This window comes from Mycolicibacter engbaekii (assembly GCF_002101585.1).
Lineage (GTDB): Bacteria > Actinomycetota > Actinomycetes > Mycobacteriales > Mycobacteriaceae > Mycobacterium > Mycobacterium engbaekii.
The window spans coordinates 1-20,793 of record NZ_LQOT01000056.1; the positions used below are offsets into that span (position 1 = coordinate 1).

Annotated in this window: 19 protein-coding genes and 1 tRNA gene; 2 read left to right on the forward strand and 18 right to left on the reverse strand. The window is 70.5% G+C overall.

The window, feature by feature from the left end; all coding sequences use genetic code 11:
- Positions 1-35: 35 nt before the first annotated feature.
- Positions 36-109: transfer RNA gene (locus tag AWC02_RS14980), tRNA-Pro, on the reverse strand.
- A gap of 204 nt (positions 110-313) precedes the next feature.
- Here AWC02_RS14980 and AWC02_RS14985 point away from each other — a divergent pair.
- Entirely contained in the window at positions 314-1,948 is a 1,635-nt protein-coding gene (locus AWC02_RS14985; RefSeq protein WP_419179272.1) for a patatin-like phospholipase family protein, read from the forward strand.
- 5 nt (positions 1,949-1,953) lie between these two features.
- On the opposite strand, the gene AWC02_RS14990 is transcribed toward AWC02_RS14985, so the two are convergent.
- Genes AWC02_RS14990 through AWC02_RS15020 form a run of 7 tightly spaced genes read right to left on the reverse strand, consistent with a single transcriptional unit; the run spans position 1,954 to position 8,069 of the window.
- A complete protein-coding gene (locus AWC02_RS14990) occupies positions 1,954-2,736 on the reverse strand; it encodes a sulfite exporter TauE/SafE family protein (protein WP_085129545.1) in 783 nt (260 codons plus the stop codon).
- 16 nt (positions 2,737-2,752) lie between these two features.
- The gene (gene der, locus AWC02_RS14995) at positions 2,753-4,159 is read right to left on the reverse strand and encodes a ribosome biogenesis GTPase Der (RefSeq protein WP_085129557.1); all 1,407 of its coding nucleotides are present in this window, start codon (positions 4,157-4,159) and stop codon (positions 2,753-2,755) included.
- On the reverse strand, positions 4,156-4,848 hold the full coding sequence (cmk, locus tag AWC02_RS15000; RefSeq protein WP_085129546.1) for a (d)CMP kinase: 693 nt from the start codon (positions 4,846-4,848) through the stop codon (positions 4,156-4,158). Before cmk ends, der begins: the two co-directional genes overlap by 4 nt.
- Positions 4,845-5,606 (reverse strand): pseudouridine synthase, encoded by a 762-nt coding sequence (locus tag AWC02_RS15005; protein ID WP_085129547.1) that lies wholly within the window; start codon positions 5,604-5,606, stop codon positions 4,845-4,847. Before AWC02_RS15005 ends, cmk begins: the two co-directional genes overlap by 4 nt.
- The gene (gene scpB / locus AWC02_RS15010; protein WP_085129558.1) at positions 5,606-6,376 is read right to left on the reverse strand and encodes an SMC-Scp complex subunit ScpB; all 771 of its coding nucleotides are present in this window, start codon (positions 6,374-6,376) and stop codon (positions 5,606-5,608) included. The genes AWC02_RS15005 and scpB overlap by 1 nt, the downstream gene beginning before the upstream one ends.
- Positions 6,377-6,390: 14 nt before the next feature.
- The gene (locus AWC02_RS15015; RefSeq protein ID WP_085129548.1) at positions 6,391-7,215 is read right to left on the reverse strand and encodes a segregation/condensation protein A; all 825 of its coding nucleotides are present in this window, start codon (positions 7,213-7,215) and stop codon (positions 6,391-6,393) included.
- The gene (locus AWC02_RS15020) at positions 7,212-8,069 is read right to left on the reverse strand and encodes a ParA family protein (protein ID WP_085129549.1); all 858 of its coding nucleotides are present in this window, start codon (positions 8,067-8,069) and stop codon (positions 7,212-7,214) included. The genes AWC02_RS15015 and AWC02_RS15020 overlap by 4 nt, the downstream gene beginning before the upstream one ends.
- A 111-nt stretch (positions 8,070-8,180) precedes the next feature.
- On the opposite strand from AWC02_RS15020, the gene AWC02_RS15025 reads away from it, so the two are divergent.
- On the forward strand, positions 8,181-8,936 hold the full coding sequence (locus AWC02_RS15025; RefSeq protein WP_085129559.1) for an O-methyltransferase: 756 nt from the start codon (positions 8,181-8,183) through the stop codon (positions 8,934-8,936).
- Between the two features lie 69 nt (positions 8,937-9,005).
- Here the strand turns inward: AWC02_RS15025 and xerD are convergent, their stop codons facing one another.
- From xerD to AWC02_RS23070, 10 genes are all read right to left on the reverse strand, one after another.
- Positions 9,006-9,962, reverse strand: coding sequence for a site-specific tyrosine recombinase XerD (gene xerD / locus AWC02_RS15030; RefSeq protein ID WP_085129550.1), 957 nt, complete (start codon positions 9,960-9,962; stop codon positions 9,006-9,008).
- Positions 9,959-10,582, reverse strand: coding sequence for an NUDIX domain-containing protein (locus AWC02_RS15035; RefSeq protein WP_085129551.1), 624 nt, complete (start codon positions 10,580-10,582; stop codon positions 9,959-9,961). Before AWC02_RS15035 ends, xerD begins: the two co-directional genes overlap by 4 nt.
- Positions 10,575-12,398: a CTP synthase gene (locus AWC02_RS15040; RefSeq protein ID WP_085129560.1), complete on the reverse strand. Its 1,824-nt coding sequence runs from the start codon at positions 12,396-12,398 to the stop codon at positions 10,575-10,577. The genes AWC02_RS15035 and AWC02_RS15040 overlap by 8 nt, the downstream gene beginning before the upstream one ends.
- 131 nt (positions 12,399-12,529) lie before the next feature.
- Positions 12,530-13,471: a copper transporter gene (locus AWC02_RS15045; protein WP_085129552.1), complete on the reverse strand. Its 942-nt coding sequence runs from the start codon at positions 13,469-13,471 to the stop codon at positions 12,530-12,532.
- Positions 13,472-13,492: 21 nt separating this feature from the next.
- Positions 13,493-14,674: a putative cytokinetic ring protein SteA gene (gene steA / locus AWC02_RS15050; protein ID WP_046320129.1), complete on the reverse strand. Its 1,182-nt coding sequence runs from the start codon at positions 14,672-14,674 to the stop codon at positions 13,493-13,495.
- Between the two features lie 155 nt (positions 14,675-14,829).
- Entirely contained in the window at positions 14,830-16,632 is a 1,803-nt protein-coding gene (gene recN, locus AWC02_RS15055) for a DNA repair protein RecN (protein ID WP_085129553.1), read from the reverse strand.
- Positions 16,633-16,645: 13 nt separating this feature from the next.
- Entirely contained in the window at positions 16,646-17,572 is a 927-nt protein-coding gene (locus AWC02_RS15060; RefSeq protein WP_085129554.1) for an NAD kinase, read from the reverse strand.
- Positions 17,569-18,372 carry a TlyA family RNA methyltransferase gene (locus AWC02_RS15065; protein WP_085129555.1) on the reverse strand — a complete coding sequence of 268 codons (804 nt, stop codon included), beginning with the start codon at positions 18,370-18,372 and terminating at the stop codon, positions 17,569-17,571. Before AWC02_RS15065 ends, AWC02_RS15060 begins: the two co-directional genes overlap by 4 nt.
- Positions 18,373-18,379: 7 nt before the next feature.
- Positions 18,380-18,556: a hypothetical protein gene (locus tag AWC02_RS21995; protein ID WP_165757915.1), complete on the reverse strand. Its 177-nt coding sequence runs from the start codon at positions 18,554-18,556 to the stop codon at positions 18,380-18,382.
- Between the two features lie 14 nt (positions 18,557-18,570).
- Entirely contained in the window at positions 18,571-20,601 is a 2,031-nt protein-coding gene (locus AWC02_RS23070) for an HAD hydrolase-like protein (RefSeq protein ID WP_237160486.1), read from the reverse strand.
- Positions 20,602-20,793 lie beyond the last annotated feature (192 nt).

Here is a 20,793-nt window from a genome sequence, read left to right on the forward strand (position 1 = left end):
ACGCCGGCTAACACGTCTGACCTGCTAAAACTCTGTCGGGCTGACAGGATTTGAACCTGCGACCACTTGACCCCCAGTCAAGTGCGCTACCAAACTGCGCCACAGCCCGCCACCGCCAGAGGCATCTCCGGCAGCGAGTCGAAAGCCTACCGCACGCCCGTCGGTGTCCCGAATCCGCGTGACGAGACCTAGACCACGTAAGCTCACTTACGAGACTGCCCCCTCGGCAGCGCCACGACACTCAGGAACTACCGCTTATGCACCCTGACGCAACGCAGCGTTATTCGGCATGCCCAACCCTCCCCGCAGCCCGATGAGCGCGCCCGAGATCAGCGGGGACCCCGCCAGCACCGCCGAGGTCGTCGACGTCGTCGACACCGCGGACACCGTCTTGCTGCTGCAGAAGATGGAGAACCGCCTGATCCGGCATACGCTGCGCCGGCCCGACGTGCTGTCCGCCGAGCAGCTGCGCCGCCTGCGGTATCTGCTGAACTTCGCTCGACTCGCCGACTTCGAGCCGGGTGCCGCCGGCCCGGGCGGCTCCCGCGGCCGCGGCGACGTGTCGGTGGGCGCCGAGCTGGCCGGGTGGCAGGCCCGGGTGGCCGACGCGCTGCGCGGCCCGCTGCGCGTCGAGCGCGACCCGGTGATCGCCTTGACCGCGGCCCGCGACGCCCTCGGCACGCTGGCCGCCGACCAGGACGAGCAGCGCAGCCTGCTGGCCGAACGCCACGGCAACCACTTCTCCCTGGCCGAACTGGACGCCGAGGTGGGCCACAAGAAGCTGGTCACGGTCCTCGGCGGTGGCGGGGGCGCCGGATTCGTCTACATCGGCGGGATGCAGGCCCTGCTGGAGTCCGGGTCGGTGCCCGACTATCTGATCGGCTCGTCGATCGGATCCATCCTGGGCTCCGTGGTCAGCAGAACCCTGCCGGTGCCCATTGACGAGTACATCCAGTGGGCCAAGACGGTTTCGTTCCGCGCCATCCTGGGTCCCGAACGGCAGCCTCGCCGGCACGGCCGGCCCGGCGTGTTCGCCCTGAGCTTCGACCGGTTCGCCGACGCGATGTTCCGTCGCGAAGACGGCGCGCCGATGAAGATGTCAGACCTGGCCATTCCGTTCGACGCGGTGGTGGCCGGGGTGCGCCGGCAGTCGCTTTCGGCGCTGCCCTCGCACTACCGCAACCAGCGCCTGTCCAACCTGCAGCTGCGGTCGTTTCCGTACTTTTCGGTGGGGCTGGGCCCGCAGGTGGCCACGCGGCTATGGCAGACGGCGGCATTCATCGACCCGCGGGTGGTGAGCCCCATCGTCCTGGGCGGTGACAACCCCGATCGGGACGTCAACGTGGTGGACGCGGCGTCGTTCTCCTCGGCCATTCCCGGTGTGCTGCACCACGAGCCCAAGGATCCCGCCATGGATCCGATGTTCCACGCGCTGCTGGCCGACAACGACTTCGACTCCCTGGTGGACGGTGGCGCCGCCAGCAACGTGCCGCTGGAGCTGGCCTGGAAGCGGGTTCGCGCGGGACGGTTGGGCACCCGCAACGCCTGCTATCTCGCCTTCGACTGCTTCCATCCGCAGTGGGATCCCAAGCATCTGTGGCTGGTGCCCATCACCCAGGCCATCCAGCTGCAGATGGTGCGCAACGCGCCCTACGCCGACCATCTGGTCCGGTTCTCCCCCACGCTGTCACCGGTCAACCTGGCGCCGTCGGCAGCCACCATCGACCGGGCCTGCCATTGGGGACGCAAGAGTGTCAGCCACGCCATTCCGGTGGTTTCCGCTCTCCTGCAACCGGTCTGGTGGGAAGGCACCCGGCCTGCGGTGGTCACTCCGAAGGCTCCCACGCAACCGGAGCACCCGCACGCCGCGTCGATGGATGAGGTGATGGCCTCGGCTCGGGGTTCGCGCAGCCGCTGGGACCGGTGGCGCCGGAAGAACTCCGCCTGAGCCGGCTAGACCGCCAGCAGCCGGTACAGCCCGATCAGGCCGACCACCAGGATCACCGCACGCAGCGCGTTCGGCGACAGCCGGCGCCCGTAGTGACCGCCCAGGAACCCGCCGATCAGTGAGCCGACCGCGATCAAGCCGGCTGCGGGCCAACTGATCCGGTCGAACGCCGTCACGATGTAGGCAACCGCGGCCACCACGTTGACCATCAGCACCAGCAGGTTCTTCGCGGCGTTCATCCGCTGCATCGACTCGGGCAGCAGCACGCCCATCACACCGATCAGCAGAATTCCCTGGGCGGCAGCGAAATAGCCCCCGTACACGCCGACGACGAAGGTGCCGATCACCAATGCCGTCAGCCGGCCACCGCTGATCTCGTCGGTCGAGCGGCCCTGCGCCGCCGCGCGACGCTGCGCCACCGCCTGGATCTTCGGCCCGATCACCACCAGCGCCAGGGCACCGACCAACAGGGCCGGAACGATTCGGTTGAACACGCTCTCGGGCAGGTGCAGCAGCAGATACGCCCCGAGTACCGCGCCTAGCAGCGACCCCGGTACCTGCCAGCGCAGCCGGTCCCACTGACCGCGCAGTTCGCGACGGTAAGCCCAGGTGCTGGAGACACCACCGGCCACCAGACCGATCGAGTTGGAGATCGTCGCCGTCAGCGGCGCGAATCCCAGCGTCACCATGGTCGGGAAGGTGATCAGGGTGCCCGAGCCCACCAGGGCGTTGATCGCCCCGGCGCCCACCCCCGCCAGGAGGATCAACACCATCTGCGTTACCGGCATCTGCAGCGCCTAGGGGTCAGCGAGAACGCTTGGGGCCGCGCTTTTCTCGCACGCGCACGTTGATGCGGATCGGGCTGCCTTCGAATCCGAAGGTCTCACGCAACCGTCGCTCCAGGAAGCGACGGTAGCCGGCTTCCAAGAATCCCGAGCTGAACAGCACGAACGTCGGCGGACGCGACGCCGCCTGGGTCGCGAACAGGATGCGCGGGGCACGCCCGCCGCGCGCCGGCGGGGGTGTCGCCGCCACAACCTCTTTGAGCCAGGTGTTGAGCTGCCCGGTGGAGATCCGCTTGTCCCACGACTCCAGCGAGGTCTCCAGCGCCGGAACCAGCTTCTGCACGGCGCGTCCGGTCTTCGCCGAGATGTTGACCCGCGGCGCCCACGCCACCCGGGCCAGGTCGCGGTCGATCTCCTTGTCCAGCAGGTAACGACGGTCCTCGTCAACCAGGTCCCACTTGTTGAACGCCAGCACCACGGCGCGGCCCGCTTCGATCACCATCGCCAGCACCCGCTGGTCCTGCTCGGTCAACGGCTGCGACGCGTCCACCAGGATGATCACCACTTCGGCGGCGTCGATGGCGCCGTGGGTGCGCACTGAGGCGTAGAACTCGTGCCCACTGGCCTGACCGACCTTGCGGCGCAGCCCGGCGGTGTCGACGAAACGCCAGACCTTGCCGTCCATTTCGATCAACGAGTCGACCGGGTCCACGGTGGTTCCCGCGACATCGTGGACAACCGAGCGCTCGTCGCCGGAGAGCCGGTTGAGCAACGAGCTCTTGCCCACGTTGGGCTTGCCGACCAACGCCACCCGGCGCGGCCCGCCCCCGCCGCCGGCGGATTCGGCAACCTCGGGCAGCTTGGCGACCACCTCGTCGAGCAGGTCGGCCACGCCGCGCCCGTGCAGGGCGCTCACGGCATGCGGCTCGCCCAGCCCCAGCGACCACAGCGCTGCCGCATCAGCCTCGCCGCGCTCGCCGTCAACCTTGTTGGCGGCCAAGAACACCGGCTTACCGGACCGGCGCAGAATCCGCGCGGCGGCCTCATCGCCGGCGGTGGCGCCCACCACCGCGTCCACCACCAGGATCACCGCATCCGCGGTGCGCATCGCCACCGCGGCCTGCTCGGCCACCAGCTGCTGCAGGCCCTTGGCGTCGGGCTCCCACCCGCCGGTGTCTTGCACGACGAACCGGCGGCCGGTCCACAGCGCGTCGTAGGACACGCGGTCGCGCGTCACCCCGGGCAGGTCCTGCACCACCGCCTCGCGGCGGCCCAGGATCCGGTTGACCAGCGTCGACTTGCCGACGTTGGGCCGTCCCACCACCGCCACCACCGGAGGCGGCCCAGAGTCCTCGGCAAGGTCCTCGAACCCGCCGTCCTCGCCGATCTCCCAGTCGCTTTCGTCGACCCAGGTTCCATCACTCATCGGATCGCCCCGCAATGCCGCTCAACTAAGTCCCGCAGATGTTCGACCACCTGCGTCTGGTTCATCTCTCCGGTGTCCACGATCACCGCGTCGTCGGCGGGCCGCAGCGGCGACACCGCCCGCGTGGAGTCCAGCTCGTCGCGGCGCAGCACGTCGGCCAGCACACCGTCGTAGTCGTCGGGCAGTCCCGCGGCGATGTTCTGGGCGTTGCGCCGTTGCGCGCGGATCTGCGGCGACGCGGTCAGAAAGATCTTCACGTCCGCGTCGGGCAGCACCACGGTGCCCACGTCGCGTCCTTCCACCACCACCCCACCGCCTTGGGCGGCCAACTGCTGCTGGGCGGCGACCAGCTTGGTGCGCACCGCGGGAATCGCCGCTACGGCCGACACCGCCCGGGTCACCTGCTCGCCCCGGATCTCTCGCGAAACGTCTTCGCCGCCAAGGTAAGCGTGGTCGCCGTCGGGCTGGGATTCCACCCTGACCTCGGCGCGCTGTGCCACCGCTGCCACGCCGTCGGCATCGTCGAGGGCAACGCCGGATCGCAGCACCGCCAGGGTGACCACGCGGTACATCGCGCCGGTGTCGACGTAGCGCGAGCCCAACGCCTCGGCCAGTCCCCGCGCGACGGTGGACTTGCCGGTTCCGGCCGGCCCGTCGATCGCCACCACGGCCCTGCTGCCGGCGCTCACAGCCCGACTGCCTTGTAGAGCTCGCCGATCTCCTTGCGGCTCAAGGCCCGAATGCTGCCGGGGCGCTGCTCGCCCAGCGCAACCGCTCCGATGTCGGTGCGGACCAGCTCCTGGACCGGAAAGCCGACCGCCGCCAGCATCCGCCGCACGATGCGCTTCCGGCCTTCGTGCAGCGTCACCCGCACCAGCGACTTGCCGGGCACGGCGTCGACCACCGCGAAGTCGTCGACTTTGGCCGGCCCGTCGTCGAGTTCGACGCCCTCGCGCAGCTTCTTGCCCAGCCCGCGCGGGATGGACCCGAGCACGGTGGCCACATAGGTTTTCGGCACCTGATACGACGGGTGCATCAGCCGGTGGGCCAGTTCGCCGTCGTTGGTCAGCAGCATCAGGCCCTCGGTGTCGGCGTCCAGGCGCCCGACGTGAAACAGCTTGGCGTCGCCCCGGACCCGGTGTTCGACATAGTCGCCGATGCACGGCCGGCCGCGGTCGTCCGACATCGTCGAATGCACGCCGCGCGGCTTGTTCAGCGCCAGGTAGACGCGGGTGTCGTCAAGGGTCACCCGTGCCCCGTCGACCCGGATCACCGAGGCGGCGGGGTCGACGCGGGTGCCCAGTTCGGTCACCACCTGACCGTCCACCTCGACGCGTCCATCGCGGATCATCCGCTCAGCGACCCGGCGCGAAGCCACCCCGGCCTGCGACAGCACCTTCTGCAGGCGCACCCCGTCGTTGTCCGGCTCGAATTCATTGAAGGCCATCAGAGCTGGTCCACATCGAAAGTCAGCGGCTGGTCGGCCGCGGGCGCACCGCCGAGTTTCATGAAACGCGGTTCGCTGTCCAAGGTTTCGCTCATTTCATCGATCACATCGACATCCGGCAGCAGCGGGGCGATGTCGGGCAACTCGGTCAGCGACGACAGGCCGAGGCGCTCCAGGAAAAGCTCGGTGGTGGCGAACGTCACCGCTCCGGTGTCGGGGTCGGTGCCGGCCTCGGTGATCAGCCCGCGGGCCACCAGGGTCCGGATCACCGCGTCGACGTTGACGCCGCGCACCGCGCTGACGCGGGCCCGCGTCACCGGCTGGCGGTAGGCGACCACGGCCAGGGTCTCCAGCGCGGCCCGGGTCAGCTTCGAGCGGGCGCCGTCGAGCAGCAGTCGCTCCACATACGGCGCGAACCGCGCCCGGGTGTACAGCCGCCAGCCGCCGCCGGCCTCGCGCAGGTCGATCCCGCTGTCGCGGGCGGCGAACTCCTCGGCCATCGTTCGCAGTTTGGCCGTGATCCGGTAGACCGGCTGGTCGGTGGCGGTCGCCAGCGCCTCCACGGGCACCGGGGTGTCCACCACCAGCAGCAGCGCCTCCAGCACCGACCCTAGCTCGGAATCCTCGAGTTCGGGGGCCAGCGCGACGTCGATCCCCAGGCCCGAACCCGTCGGGACCGCGGGCTCCTCCGCAGCCGCCCGCTCAGCGTCGGAGGCTTCCGCCACCTCGGCCTCCTCCGGCGCATCGGAGTCGGGCATGTGGTCAGTCATCAATTCGTCTCGCACTACTCGGCCGATTCTGCTTTCACCAGGTCTTCATTGGTGGGACGTTCCCCGGTCCACGACACCTGGAGCACACCAAGTGGTTCTGACTGCTCAAATGCTACCGCCCTGGCCCGATACAGTTCGAGCAGCGCCAGGAAACGCCCGACGATCTCGATGGGCGCCTGGCAGTCGGCGACCAGTTCGGAAAACGACGCCCACTGCCCCTGGCCGCGCGACTCCAACAGCCCCAGCACCACCCCGGCCTGCTCGGGAACCGACACCATCACCTGATGCAGGTGCTCGATGCCCACCACCGGGACCGGGCGGGGTGTGAAGGCCGCCGCCGCGATCTGGGCGAAAGTCTCGGCGTCGACGCCGAGCATCACCTCGGGCAGCAGGTTGGCGAACCCGTCTTCCAGGGAGACCGCGCGCGGGTAGCTGCGCAGCGCGGCCGCCTCGAGCTCGGCGAACATCTGCGCGACGTGCTTGAAGGCCCGGTACTGCAGCAGCCGGGCGAACAACAGGTCGCGGACCTCCAGCAGCGCCAGATCCTCTTCGTCGTCGACTTGGCCGGCCGGCAGCAACCGCGCCGCCTTGAGGTCGAGCAGGGTGGCGGCGATCACCAGAAAGGCGGTCGTCTCTTCGAGCTCGAGCCGGGTGCCGACGTGGCGGGTGTAGGCGATGAAGTCGTCGGTGACCTGGTGCAACGCCACCTCGGTGACGTCGAGGCGATGCGCGAAGATCAGCTGCAGCAGCAGGTCGAACGGGCCCTCGAAGTTGGTCAGGCGGACCTGAAAGCCCTGCGCGTCGCCGGGGGCCTCGGACGCATCGGTGTCGGCGTTCACGCGCCGAATCGGTGGATGACTTCGCGGGCCAATGCGCGATAGGCCTGCGCTCCCGAGGATTTCGGCGCCCAGGTGGTGATGGGCTCACCGGCCACGGTGGTCTCGGGGAACCGCACGGTACGGGTGATGACGGTGTCGAACACCAGATCGCCGAAGCGTTCCACCACGCGCGCCATGACTTCCCGGGAGTTGACGGTGCGCGGGTCGTAGCGGGTCAGCAGGATCCCGCTGATCTCCAGCTTCGGGTTGAGCCGGTCGCGCACCTTGTCGACGGTGTCGGTCAGCAACGCCAGGCCGCGCAGCGAGAAGTACTCGCATTCGGTGGGGATCACCACGCCGTCGGCGCAGGCCAGACCGTTGACGGTGAGCAGCCCCAGCGAGGGCTGGCAGTCGATCAGCAGGTAGTCGTAGCTGTCCAGTACCGGAGTCAGCGCCCGCGCCAGGGAATGTTCGCGTCCCACCTCGTTGACCAGCTGGATCTCGGCCGCGGACAGGTCGATGTTGGAGGGCACTAGGTCCAGGTTCTCCACCCCGGTGCGCACCAGCACGTCGTCGATGCCGACCCGCGGTTCGACCAGCAGGTTGTGCACGGTGTGCGCCAGCTCGTAGTGCGGCACCCCCAGCCCCGCCGACAGCGCGCCCTGCGGGTCGAGGTCCACCAGCAGCACGCGGCGGCCGTACTCGGCCAGCGCGGCACCGAGGTTGATGGTGGAGGTCGTCTTGCCGACGCCGCCCTTCTGATTGCACATCGCAATGACCTTGGCCGGCCCATGGGCCGAACGGGGCTGCGGCTCGGGGATTTTCCGCGGCGGACGCCCGGTCAAACCGACGACCGTACTGTCGTCGTCGCTCATGACCGGACCGGGGCTGTGGTTGCGGACATCCGCAGAAGTCTAATAGGTGACCGCCGCCGAGGATGGCCATGAGCAGTGATTGCCCGCGCCGACGGTCATAAGATCGATTCCATGAGCCTCAAACGACGTCTCCCCTTCCTGCGGTGGTCGTTCCTGCGGATGGCGACCGGTGCGCGCAATGTCATCACCACGGGTCAGATCGGCGACGGCCGCGAGGCCGCTGCCGTCAAGTTCGTGCTGGCCAAGGCCCGGCCCGGCGACATCGACGACGCGCTTGCGCGCCTCGACGAGTTCGCCTACTCCAAGTCGTTGCTGATCAACATCGGTGACGAGAAGGGCCTGCTGCTCGACGCCGCGGTCAGGCGGGTCAACCCGAGCCTGGTCCTCGAGCTGGGCACCTACTGCGGCTACAGCGCGCTGCGGATCGCCCGCGCCGCGCCGCAGGCACGGATCTTCTCCGTCGAGCTGGCCGAGGCCAACGCCGTCAACGCCCGCCGGATCTGGGAGCACGCGGGGGTGGCCGACCGGATCACCTGCGTGGTGGGCACCATCGGCGACGGCGGGCGCACGCTGGACGCCCTGACCACGCAGCACGGGTTCACCGCGGGCGGACTGGACTTTTTGTTCATCGACCACGACAAGAACGCCTATCTGCCCGACCTGCAGGCCATCCTCGACCGGGGCTGGCTGCATCCGGGGTCGGTGGTGGTGGCCGACAACGTCAAGCTGCCCGGGGCACCGCGCTACCGGGAGTACATGCAGGCCCAGCAGGGCTCACGGTGGGACACCGTCGAGCACAAAACGCATGTGGAGTACCAGAGCCTGCTGGAGGACCTGGTGCTGGAGTCGACTTACCTGGGCGGTTAGCGAGGCTCGACGAAGGAGAGGCGAAGCTGGACCGCCGCATCAGCCCCGGCGGTTAGCGAGGCCCGAGCGCTAGCGGGCGCGCGGATGCGCCCCGGCCCACACCTCGCGCAGGGCGTTGACGGTCACCAAGGTGTAGATCTGGGTGGTGGTCACCGAGGCGTGACCGAGCAGCTCCTGCACCACCCGCACGTCGGCGCCGCCGTCGAGCAGATGGGTGGCGAAGGAATGCCGCAGTGTGTGGGGTGACACCTTCGCGGTGATCCCGGCCCGCTCGGCGGCGTCCTGCAGCACCTGCCAGGCGCTCTGCCGCGACAGCCGCCCGCCCCGGGCGTTGAGGAACACCGCCGCGTTGCCCCGTCCCCGGCCGGCCAGGTCGGGCCGGCCGCGCACCAGGTAGGCGTCCAGCGCCGCGATCGCCGGCCGTCCCACCGGCACCAGGCGCTGCTTGCCGCCCTTGCCGCGCAGCAGCACCGAGCGGTCCGCGACGTCGATGTCGTCGAGATCGAGGCCCACGGCCTCCGAGATGCGGGATCCGGTGGAGTACAACAGTTCCAGCAGCGCGCGGTTGCGCAGTGTCAGCGGCCCGTCGGTGGCGTGCTCGCCGCCGGCGCCGGCCAGCAGCGCCGCCACCTCGTCCACCGTCAGGCTCTTGGGCAGTCGCCGTCCCGGTGTCGGCGGCTTGACCGACCGCGCCACGTCGGCGGCCACCAGTCCTTCCGCGGCGGCGAACCGGTGCAGGCCGCGCACCGCGATCAGCGCGCGCCCCGCCGAGACGGCCGACAGCGCGGGCACGCCGTTGTCCGGGTCGCCGCGGCGCAGCGCCACCAGGAAGTCGGTGACATCGGTTTCGGCGACGGCGGCCAGATCCTCGATTCCCCGCGACAGCAGATGATCGCGGTAGCGGCGCAGATCGCGCCGGTAGGAGCTCAACGTGTTGGCCGCGACCCCGCGCTCGATGGTCAGGTGGTCCAGATACCCCTGCAACTGCCCGTTCAGCGGACACACCGGCCGGGCCGCCGCGGTCATGGCCGGTTCTGCCTTGCGGCGAACGCGGTGGGCCGGTCGACCCACTCGGCGTCCGGGTCACGCAGGGCACCGACGCCCTGGCGGTGTGTGTAGGCGGCCAGGATTCCCGCCACCGCAATCGCATTGACGATCTCGCCGGCAAAAACCATCTCGACGGCGTCGGCGATCGGATACCACGCGAGCTCGAGGTCGGCCTCTTCGTCGTGGGCCTGCGGGCGATCCACCTCGGTCAGACCGGTGGCCAGGTACACCCGTACCGACTCGTCGGAGAAGCCCGGTGTGGAGTCCAGGTCCACCAGCACCTGCCAGGTGGTCGCCGTCAGCCCGGCTTCCTCGACCAGTTCGCGGGCGGCGGTCTGCTGCGACGGCTCTCCCCCGACGTCGAGCAGGCCGGCGGGCAGTTCCCACAACCGGCGGCCCAGCGCATGGCGGTACTGGTAGATCAACGGAATCCGGCCCTCGGTGTCCAGGGCGACGACTGCGACGGCACCGAAGTGCTCCACCACGTCCCGGGTGGCGGTCGCGCCGCCCGGCATGACCACCTCGTCGCGGCGCAGGGCGAAGATCTTGCCGCTGTGCAGCAGCCGCGACGAGGTCGTCTCGAAGACGTGGTCAGCCACGAGTGACGTGTTCCGGCTGCGTTTCGTGCAGGGGCTCGGTCAGCGGGCGGGCGCTGCCGCCGTGCCCTTCGGCGCCGTTCTGGGCATCATCGTGTCCGGCAGCGTCATGCTCGGCGTTGTGCGGTTCGTGGGCGTGCTCGGGGATCTCGACCGGAAGCCGCTCGGCGGCCTTGTAGTCCATCGCCGCACCGACGAACGCGGCGAACAGCGGGTGCGCCCGGGTGGGTCGGCTCTTGAGCTCGGGGTGCGCCTGGGTGCCCACCAGGAACGGGTGGACCTCGCGGGGGTATTCCACGAACTCGACCAGCTTGCCGTCCGGGGAGGTGCCGGAGAAGCGCAGCCCGCTCTCGGCGATCCGGTCCCGATAGGCGTTGTTGACCTCGAAGCGATGCCGGTGGCGTTCGGACACTTCGGTGGCCTGATATGCCTCGGCGACAATCGAACCCGGCTCCAGGACGGCCGGGTAGGCACCCAGCCGCATGGTGCCGCCGAGATCGGCCGTACCGGCGACCGCGTCCTGCTGGTCGGCCATGGTCGCGATCACGGGGTCGGGGGTGTCGGGGTCGAACTCCGCCGAACTGGCCTGCGTGATCCCCGCGGTGCGGGCCGCGTCGATCACGATGCACTGCAGGCCCAGGCACAGACCCAGTACCGGCAGCCCGTGGGTGCGGGCGTAGGCGATCGCGCCGATCTTGCCCTCGATGCCCCGAATTCCGAACCCGCCGGGAATCAGCACGCCGTGCATGTCGCCCAGCGCGGCGGCGGCGCCCGCCGGGGTCTCGCAGACATCGGAGGCCACCCAGTTGATCTCAACCTTCGCGTAGTGGCTGAATCCGCCGGCCCGCAGCGCCTCGGTCACCGACAGGTAGGCGTCTGACAGGTCGATGTACTTGCCCACCAAGGCAATTCGCACGGTCTCGTGGGGTTCGTGGACACGGCGCAGCAGCTCGTCCCACTCGGTCCAGTCGACGTCCTTGAACGGCAGGTTCAGCCGCCGCACCACGTAGGCGTCCAGCTCCTCGCGGTGCAGCACCTTCGGGATGTCATAGATCGAGGCCGCGTCCGGAGTGGAGATCACCCCGTCGATGTCGACGTCGCACATCAGCGCGATCTTGTTCTTCAGCGCCTCGGGCACGTCGCGGTCGCAGCGCAGGATCAGCGCGTCGGGGGTGATACCGATGCTGCGCAGCGCGGCCACCGAGTGCTGGGTGGGCTTGGTCTTGAGCTCTCCGGACGGCGCCAGGTACGGCACCAGCGACACGTGCAGGAAGAACACGTTGTCGCGGCCGACGTCGTGGCGGATCTGGCGGGCCGCTTCGAGGAAGGGCTGCGACTCGATGTCGCCGACGGTGCCGCCGATCTCGGTGATCACCACGTCGGGGCGCACGCCGTCGGCGTCGGGCTCCGACATCGCCAGGATGCGCCGCTTGATCTCGTCGGTGATGTGCGGGATCACCTGGACCGTGTCGCCGAGGTACTCGCCGCGGCGTTCCTTGGCGATGACCGTCGAATACACCTGTCCGGTGGTCACATTCGCCGAACCGGACAGGTCGCGGTCCAGGAACCGCTCGTAGTGGCCGACGTCGAGGTCGGTCTCGGCGCCGTCCTCGGTGACGAAGACCTCCCCGTGCTGGAACGGGTTCATCGTCCCGGGATCGACGTTGAGATACGGGTCCAGCTTCTGCATGGTGACTTGAAGTCCCCGGGCAATCAGCAGCTGGCCGAGGCTACTCGCCGTCAAGCCCTTACCGAGTGAGGACGCAACTCCACCGGTGACGAAGAGATGCTTCGGCTCGGTTTGCGGATGCTTTCGCAGTGGTGGCAACACCAACCTCCGTGACGACGGCGCAGGATATTCAGGGCCTGCCGACCCACGGAATCTCACCCTAACATCGACCCGGCGTCTGGGCTCCAGACACGCCCGGTCACGCCCGCACGGCGGGCGTGCTATTGCGCCAGGGTCACCGATCCGGCGCCCTCGCCGATGCCGTACTGGCCCGGCCGGCCCCCGCCGATCAGGCTGCTCAGCGCCATCACGGTGGTGATCCGGCCCGCTTCGATGTCGACGTCGTCGACGGTGCTGATCGCTGCGGCCACGGCGGGATCGGTGCGGGCCATCGCCACCGCCGAGGTGCCCGAGGCCGACCCGTCCCGGCCGGCCAGGACCGTGGCGGCACCGTGCGGGGCCAGGGCGGCGGCGAACCGGGCCACGCTCTGCCCGCGGGTGCCGGCGTCGTCGGGCAGCGCGCCGCCGGTGATCACCACCGCAGCGTTGGCGGCCGGGATGTGCTCCTGCGGGTAGGTGACGAAGCCGGTGTCGCGCAGGGCGGCCAGCACCGTCGCCCGCGCGGTGTCGTCGGCGGGCGCGATGGTGGGGTTGCGGTTGATCAACAACGCGATCCCGAGCAGATCGCCGGCCTGGGCGTCCTGGTCGGTCAGGTTGGTGCTCAGTTGAGCGCCCGCCGGCACGATCCCGGACTCCAGCACGGCGCGCAGCTTCTCCTCGGCGTCGCCGGCGACGAACTGGTCGGTCAGCGTGACGGTGGCCGTCACCGTTCCCCCGGCCTGTCCGATGGTCCGCGCGACAGCCTCGACGTCGCCGTCGGCGGCGTCCGGCGCCCGGAAGATCACCGTCGACTTGCCGGTCAGTGCGTCGCGCACGATCCGGGGCGCCATCTGGGCATCGAAATCGTTGGCGTTGCGCAGCCGGTCAGCCAGGTCGTCGTGTTGTTGCTGCAGCGCACCGATCTGGTCCCGCAAGTCCTGCTTGTCCGCCTGCAGCCCGGCCATCAACGGACCCGACAGCAGTCCAGAACCCAGCACGACGCCGAACACCAGTGCCAGCAGCACTGCCGTCAGCGACATCGCGTGGTAGCGAGGGGTGATCATCGCGGTGCCGCCTCCGATTTGCTAGGTCACCCAGTGCCGCAGCCACTGCGACAGCTGGTGCCAGTAGTTGCCGAGCCATTCGAGCACCACGGCGTCGGTCTGCGAGACCCACAGCGCGACGATGATCGCCATCAGCATGCTCAGCACCAGCAGCGAGATGGCGCCGGCCGAGATCCGGCTGTGGTAGAGGGTGGCCACCGCGCGGGCGTCCACGAGTTTCTCGCCGACCTTGAGCCGGGTCATGAACATCGACGGGTTGGTCAACTGACGGCTTCGGTCGAAGAACGTCTCGATGTTGGCCGTGTGCCCGGCCGTCACCAGCAGCACCGCGCCGTGGTGGTCGGCCAGCAGCAGCGCCAGGTCCATCGCGGACCCGGCGGCGGGGAAGGTCATGGCGCCGACCCCGAGGTCCTGGATGCGCTCCAGACCGGGTGCGTGACCGTCGGCGTCGGCGGGCAGCACCACCTGCGAGCCGCAGCGCAGCACTTCGGCGCTCATCTGGTCGGGGTCGCCGACGATCAGCTGCGGGCGGTACCCGGCCTTGCGCAGCACGTCGGCGCCGGTGCCGACGCCCACCAGCACCGGCTGGTACTCCTTGATGAACGGCTTGAGGCACTTGAGGTCGTCGGCGGCGCTGTCTTCGTCACCGACCAGCACCACGTGGCGGCGGCGCAGGTCCACGTCGATCTCGGGGATCCCGATGCCGTCGATCAGCAGCGGGCTCTCGCTGCGAATGAATTCGATGGTGTTGCCGGCGAAGGACTCCAGGTGGGCCACCAGGCCGGTCTTGGCCTCGATCATCATGTCGGCGATCTCGACGTCGCTGCGCTCGACGCCGCGGGCCAGCCGACGGTCGCCGGAGTACACGGCGCCGTTGTAGAGGCGCACCTTGGCACCGTCCCGGATCTTCTTGAACACCGTGGGCCCGGCTTCGTCGATCAGCGTGACGCCGTTGGCGACCAGCACTTCCGGCCCCAGGTTGGGGTAGCGCCCGGAGATCGACGCCGAGGCATTGACCACCCCGGCGATCTGGGCCTCCACCAGGGCGTCGGCGGTGATCCGGTCCAGGTCGAGGATGTCGAGGACCACGATGTCGCCGGGTCCCACTCTGCGCAGCAGCCGGTCGATGTCGTGATCGACCCGGGCGGTGCCGACCAGACCGGGCCGGGCGGTGTTACGAGACAGCAGCGCAGGCATCTTCATGGGCGCGATTCTGGCCCCGAACGCGGCGCAATCCCAGGAGGCGCGCCGTAACACTAGCCTCAGAAGTTACATCACGTCACATCAGTCACAGCAACGGGACGGGTGCGCTCCGGCCCGAAAACCACCAACTCACCAAGAGCTGACCCGCCGGCGCGCTAGGCGTCCGAACCTGCGCCCCGGTCCTGTTGAGCGGCGTCCAGCAGTTCTCGGGCGTGGGCTCGCGCGGTGTCGGTCTCGCCCAGCCCGGCCAGCATCCGGGCCAGCTCGCCCACCCGGTCGTCGGCCTCCAGTCGCCGCACCCCGCTGGCGCCGTCGCGCCCGCTGGGCTCCACCATCAGGTGCACATCGGCGTAGGCCGCCACCTGCGGCAGGTGCGTCACCACGATCACCTGGTGGGTGCGGGCCAAGCGCGCCAAGCGCCGGCCGATCTGCACCGCGGCACGGCCCCCCACTCCGGCATCCACCTCGTCGAACACCATGGTGGTGCCCGCGGACTGCCGCGCCGCCGCCGACAACGATGAGGTGGCCAGCACCACCTCCAGCGCCAGCATCACCCGGGACAGCTCGCCGCCCGAGGCGCTCTTGGCCAGCGGCAGCACCATCATGCCGCGGTGTGGGGCCAGGCCGAACTCCACCTCGTCGATACCGTCGGCGCCGGCGTGCACGGTCTGGCCCGACGGCAACCGCAACGCGGCCGGGTCTTCGGCGGCGGCCGGGCTGGTGCGCACCGCGACGCTGAACTCCGCATCGGCCATCGCCAGCCCCGACAACTCGGCGCTGACCGCCTTGGCGAGGCCGCCGGCCGCCTTGGCCCGCGCGGCGCTGAGATCGGTGGCCGCCTTGACCACCTGCTCGCCGAGCTCGTCGACCCGGCGGGCCAATTCGGCGAGTGCTTCTTCGGACACGTCGAGCTGGGTCAGGCGCTCCCGCGACTGCGCCGCCCACGCCAGCACGCCGTCGATGTCGGCGGCGTACTTGCGGGTCAGATTGCGCAGCTCCGCCTGCCGGGCCAGCTTGGCGTCCAGCGCGTCGGTGCCGGTCGGCAGATCCTGCAAGTAGCCGCCGAGTTCGCGGGCCACGTCACCGACCACCGTGAGCGCCTCGGCCAGCTGATCGCCGAGGGCCTGCAGGTCGGTGTCGTCGGTGGCGGCCAGCGCCGTGCGCGCCTGCCCCAGCCGGTCGGTGGCCGAATTCGGCGCGTCCGCCTCGCCGAGCGCATCGTCGGCACCGCCCGCCAGCGCCGCCCGCGCACCGGCGGCGGCGGCGCGCAGGGCGTCAAGTTCGGACAGTCGCCGGATCTCGGCGGTCAGTGCGTCGTCTTCCCCGGCCCGCGGGTCCACGGCATCGATCTCGCGCAGCGCGAAGGTCAGCCGGTCGGCTTCCTGCGCCAGTTCCCGGGCCCGGTCGCGGCGGTCGACGAGCTCGGCGCGTGCCGACTGCCAGGCCGCCCGCGCGGTCCGGTAGCGCTGCAGCCGGGCGCCGACCGCGGCGTAGCGATCCAGCGCCGCGCGCTGCTCTTCGGGGCGCATCAACCGCAGCTGGTCGTTCTGGCCGTGCAGGGTCAGCAGGCTGCCGGTGAAGCCCGTCAGGGATTTCGCGGGGACCCCGCGGCCGCCCAGGTAGGCCCGCGAGGGGCCGTCGCGGCTGACCGAACGGGCCGCGATCACCGTGCCGTCCTCGTCGCGCTCCGCCCCGGCGGCCTCCAGCAGGCCGTCGATCTGCTCGGCGGCGTCCGGTGCCAGGTCCGCCGTGCAGAACCTGCCCTCCACCACCGCACGGGCGGCCCCGGACCGTACCCGGTTGGCGTCGGCGCGCGCACCGCCGAGCAGGTGCAGTCCCGTGACGACCATGGTTTTGCCGGTGCCGGTCTCGCCGGTCAGCACGGTCAGACCGCGGTCGAATTCAGCGGTGGCCGCGCTGATGGCGCCCAGGGACTCGATCCGGATCTCAGTCAGCACCCCTGCCCAACCCCTACTGTCCGCGCCAACCGGTGACGGGCAACCGGAACTTACGCACCAGGCGGTCGGTGAACGGCGAGCGGCCCAGCCGCGCCCATTTGACCGGTGTGACGCCGCGCTGCACCTCCAGGCGCCCGCCGGCGGGCACCAGCATCTTGCGGCGACCGTCGCAGAACACCAGCGCGTTGTGGCCGTCGCTTTCCACTTCGATCGCGATGGTGGACTCGGGGCTGGTCACCATGGGCCGGGCGAACAGCGCGTGGGCGTTGTTGGGCACCACCAGGATCGCGTCCAGGTCGGGCCAGAGCACCGGGCCGCCGGCGGAGAACGCATAGGCGGTGGAGCCGGTGGGGGTCGACACCAGCACCCCGTCGCAGCCGAACGTCGACACCGGCCGCCCGTCGACCTCGACGACGACGCCCAGCACGCCCAGCCGCGGGCCCTTTTCCATGCTGGCCTCGTTGAGCGCCCAGCCGCTGTCGAGAATCTCTCCGTCGGCGCGCACCACCACGTCGAGGGTCATGCGGTCCTCAACCCGGTAGTCGCGGGCGATGATCTTGTCCAGGACCCGGTCGATGGTGTCGGCCTCGGCCTCGGCCAGGAAGCCGATCCGGCCCAGATTGACGCCCAGTACCGGGATATCGGCGCTGCGGGCCAGTTCGGCGGCGCGCAGGAAGGTGCCGTCACCGCCGAGCACCAACACCAGCTCGCAGCCCTCGGCGGCGCCGGTGTCGGGGTCCACCAGGTCGATCGCGACACCGAACTCGCGGCCGTCGTCGGAGCCGGTGTGCAGCGCGCCCTTGTCGACGGCTTCAGCGGTCAGCACCCGCAGGGCGATGCCGTGTTCGGCGAGCACCTTCTCGACGCGGCGGGCGGTGTCGGTGGCCTCTTCGCGCCCGCTGTGCACCACCAGCAGCACGGTCCGTTGACGATCGGTCATTGCGGGCCCCTCGCGACGGCGTCGTGCACGGCCGCCTGCAACGCCTCACCGGTGAGCTGCGCAGTGGCCGCACGCAGATGCAGAAAGTATTCGACGTTGCCCGATGGCCCGGGCAACGGGCTGGCGGTGACGGCCACGGTGCCCCACCCCAGTTCGCCGGCGCGCCGTGCCACCGACAACACCGCGTCGGCACGCAGGGCCGGGTCCGAGACCACGCCACCCGAACCCACCAGTTGTCGTCCGACTTCGAACTGCGGCTTCACCATCGGAACGATATCGGCGTCCGGTGACGCGCAGCCAACCAGCGCCGGCAACACGGTCGCCAGCGAGATGAACGACAGGTCGGCCACGATCAGCTCGGCAGGCCCGCCGATGATCTCCGGGGTCAGACCCCGGACGTTGGTGCGTTCGATCACCACCACCCGCTCATCGGTGCGCAGCGACCAGGCCAGCTGCCCGTACCCGACGTCCACGGCAACCACCCGCGCCGCGCCCCGGTCCAGCAGCACCTCGGTGAAGCCGCCCGTGGATGCGCCGGCGTCCAAACAGTTGCGCCCGGCGACCGCAATGCCGAAATGGTCCAGCGCACCGATCAACTTGTGCGCCCCGCGCGATACCCAGGTGCGTTCGCCGTCGATCACCGCCAGCGCAGCGGTCACCGGCACGGCGGTGGCGGGCTTGACCGCCGGGATGCCGTCGATGGTGACCCGGCCGGCATCGATCAGTTCGGCGGCCTGCTGGCGAGACCGCGCCAATCCGCGCCGGACCAGTTCGGCGTCGACGCGCGCACGCCGCGACATTCCAGCCTCAGCCCTTCTCTACCGACTCCAGTGCCCGCACCAGAACCTGGTGGGCTTCCTCGAGCCGCTGCGCCAGGGCGTTGAGATCGCTGTGCGCCGGCAGTTCGGCCAGCTCGGCTTCGCCGGGCAACTCGGCCAGCACCGCGGCGACACGGGCCCGGACGTCCTCAATCTCGTTGTTCATGGGTGTCACTCACGCTAGTCCATGGCCGGTGCGGCCACGTCGTTCCACGTGCCGAGCAGGGACCATTTCTCCAGGGCCGCAGCCGCGGCGTCGTCTCCGGCCGTGACGCTGAACGCCCGCCCGGCCAGCTCGGCGTCGGCCACCGCGGCGGCCAGCGCGCGGACAACCGACAGGCCGTCGGCGTCGTCGTCCTCGGGCTGGGCGGCGGTGACGGTGAGCGCGGCGCCGTCCACCGTGACATCCCAGTAGGGCTGCGAGCCGATAGCCAGCCGGCCGGCGCCGACGTTCAGTGCCCGCAGATCGCGGCCGAGGTAGGTGGGCCGTTGCTCGGCGACCGCGCCAACCGCGTCGCGCGCGGAGTTGACGCCGGTGAGCACCATCAGGCTGGGCAGCGCGGCGGCGTTGGCCGCGGCGATGTCGGTGTCGAGCCGGTCGCCGACCACCAGCGGAGCGTAGAAGTCGCCGCGGGCCAGCGCGGCAGTCAGCAGCGCCGGTCCCGGCTTTCCGGCCACCTGCGGCTCGGCGTCGGTGGCGGCCCGCAGCGCCGCCACCATCGAGCCGTTGCCGGGCAGCAGGCCGCGTTCGGAGGGCAGCGTCTTGTCCACGTTGGTGGTCATCCACAGCGCACCGGCGCGAATCGCCAGGGCGGCCTCGGCCAACTCGGCCCAGCCGGTCTCGGTGGACAGCCCCTGAATCACCGCGGCCGGTTCGTCGGTGGCCAGGCGCACCGGCTCCAATCCGACGGCGGCGATCTCCGCGGCCAGCGACGGCGCGCCCAGGACCAGCACCCGCGCTCCGGCTGGCAGCTGGCCGGCCAGCAGACCGGCCGCGATCTGGCCGCTGGTGGCCACGTCCTCGGCGGTGGCGGCAAAGCCCAACCGGTTCAGGTGGGCCGCGACCTCGTCGGCACCGCGGGACGAATTGTTGGTGATGTACAGCGCCCGGCTGGTCAGCCCGGCCACGGTGTCGACGGCGCCGGGCGTCGGCTCGCCGCCGCGGAACACCGTGCCGTCCAGGTCGAGCAGCAGGCAGTCGTATTCCTCGGCCAGCGTCGCGCCGCCGCCGAGTTCGGCGATTCGGTCTTCCACGTCGGTGACGCCCTCGGTGTCGGCGGCCGCGGCCCGCAGGTACCACTCCAGCGCCTCGGAGTCGCGACCGAGCGCCACCAGCGTCTCGGCGTGCGCGTAGTGCAGCCGGGCCACCGTGGAGCCGGTCCGGTCGGGATCGGTGGGAGCCGCCGACAACACGGTCAGGGCCTGCTCCAGCTGTCCCAGGTCGGCCCGTGCGCCGGCGGCGACGATCCGCAGCTCGTCGGCCTCGTCGCCCTCGAGTTGCTCGGCCTCCGGGCCGGTGGCCAGCTCGATGGCCCGCTGCGGACGGCCCAGGCCGCGTTCGCAGTCGGCGATCAGCGGCAGCAGCGCGGATTTGCTGCCCATCCGCCGAGCGGCCCGCAGTTCGCCCAGGGCCTGCGACCAATCACCGCACTGATAGGCGGCGATGCCGACGGCTTCGCGGACCGCGGTGATCCGCGTGGAGCGGGACCGGGCCGCCTTGGCGTGCCGCAGCGCGGCCTCGGGATCGTCGTCGAGGAGCATTCCGGCGGCCACCAGATGGCAGGCCACCGCATCAGCCGTCGACCGGTTGAGCGTGCTCAGCTCGCGGCGCACTTCCGGCGCGAGCTGCTTGGGCTCCACGCCTTCGGGCAGCGGCGGGTCGTCGTAGCGGGGCGCGGCCTCGTCGCCGGCCGGCCGGGGCGCCCGGGGCGTCTGGTCACGGTCCCGCCAGGGCCGGCCGGCCTCGCGGTCCCGCGGGGGGCGGCCGGCGTCGCGGTCCCGCGGGGGCCGGGGGCCGCCGTCGTGGTCGCGGCGCGGCCGGCGGTCGCGGTCTGGTGCTCCTGCTCCCCCGGCGCTGCGGGGGGTGCGGCGCTGATCTCCGGTGCCGCGGAAGGAGCCGCCGCCGGACTGCGCGGGCCGGCCACGTCGCCCGGCATCTCCGGCGCCTCTGCCGCCCCGCGGCCCGTTGCCGCCATTGCCGTGTTCGGCCACCTCGTGCCCTCCGGTCGTATCAGTGCTACCGAAAAGGATACGGCGGCCATCGCCGACCTCTTGACACGGTCGCATTCGCGCTGTCGATTCGAGCGCCACTGAGAAAGATATGGACAAATGCCTGTGCCCCCCAATTTCTTGGGGGGCACAGGGCTTTATGTTGTGTTCGGCGGTGTCCTACTTTTCCACCCG

Coding starts and splice junctions, on each gene's coding strand:
- AWC02_RS14985 (WP_419179272.1), top strand. CDS start 314: ATGAGCGCGCCCGAGATCAGCGGGGACCCCGCCAGCACCGCCGAGGTC.
- AWC02_RS14990 (WP_085129545.1), bottom strand. CDS start 2,736: ATGCCGGTAACGCAGATGGTGTTGATCCTCCTGGCGGGGGTGGGCGCC.
- der (WP_085129557.1), bottom strand. CDS start 4,159: ATGAGTGATGGAACCTGGGTCGACGAAAGCGACTGGGAGATCGGCGAG.
- AWC02_RS15005 (WP_085129547.1), bottom strand. CDS start 5,606: ATGGCCTTCAATGAATTCGAGCCGGACAACGACGGGGTGCGCCTGCAG.
- scpB (WP_085129558.1), bottom strand. CDS start 6,376: ATGACTGACCACATGCCCGACTCCGATGCGCCGGAGGAGGCCGAGGTG.
- AWC02_RS15020 (WP_085129549.1), bottom strand. CDS start 8,069: ATGAGCGACGACGACAGTACGGTCGTCGGTTTGACCGGGCGTCCGCCG.
- AWC02_RS15025 (WP_085129559.1), top strand. CDS start 8,181: ATGAGCCTCAAACGACGTCTCCCCTTCCTGCGGTGGTCGTTCCTGCGG.
- xerD (WP_085129550.1), bottom strand. CDS start 9,962: ATGACCGCGGCGGCCCGGCCGGTGTGTCCGCTGAACGGGCAGTTGCAG.
- AWC02_RS15045 (WP_085129552.1), bottom strand. CDS start 13,471: ATGATCACCCCTCGCTACCACGCGATGTCGCTGACGGCAGTGCTGCTG.
- steA (WP_046320129.1), bottom strand. CDS start 14,674: ATGAAGATGCCTGCGCTGCTGTCTCGTAACACCGCCCGGCCCGGTCTG.
- AWC02_RS15060 (WP_085129554.1), bottom strand. CDS start 17,572: ATGACCGATCGTCAACGGACCGTGCTGCTGGTGGTGCACAGCGGGCGC.
- AWC02_RS15065 (WP_085129555.1), bottom strand. CDS start 18,372: ATGTCGCGGCGTGCGCGCGTCGACGCCGAACTGGTCCGGCGCGGATTG.
- AWC02_RS21995 (WP_165757915.1), bottom strand. CDS start 18,556: ATGAACAACGAGATTGAGGACGTCCGGGCCCGTGTCGCCGCGGTGCTG.